At 62.3% G+C, this 528-nt stretch carries 1 pseudogene; it reads left to right on the top strand.

Annotated features, from left to right (window positions below):
* Nucleotides 1-130 precede the first annotated feature (130 nt).
* Nucleotides 131-528: pseudogene (locus ACUY1T_RS22020) on the top strand (hypothetical protein); the annotation flags it as partial.

The following is a 528-nucleotide window of genomic DNA, read 5'->3' as shown; positions in this document are numbered from 1 at the left end:
TGAGGGAAACCAAGGAGGCACTGGGCGAGGCCCATCTGCAGATCTACGCACTAAAAAAATTCAAGCGCCTGCTCGACGAAGACGAGAACTCGTAAAGTCGCTGCAGGCGGAAATGGCCCAAGAGGGCCATGTGGTATCACTCGTCAAGCTGTGCCGGTGGCTGGGACTCCCTCGGCGGACGCTGTACTACCGGCCCAGGCCGCGGCGTCGTGTGATCAATAACGACCTGGCTGGCAGGGTAAAGCTGGCCCTGGAGCGGTTCCCTACGTACGGCTATCGCCGCCTGGCCTGTGTGCTAGGTGAGAACCGCAAGCCGATCCAGCGCATCCTACAGCTGAAGGGCTGGCAGGTGCGCAAGCGGCCTCAGGGGTTCCGACCTCGAGCCAGGAGTTTGCCGTCGATCGCCTCGCGACCGGATGAGCGATGGGCCACCGATCTGACACACGTCTGGTGTGGCAAGGATCGACGGGGCAGCCTGGCGGTGATCATCGATTGCTGCACGCGGGAGATCCTCGGCTGGCGATTATC

The organism is Billgrantia sp. Q4P2 (assembly GCF_052806135.1).
Note: the sequence above shows the minus strand (reverse complement) of the source record. Positions and strands in the feature narration are given on the sequence as shown.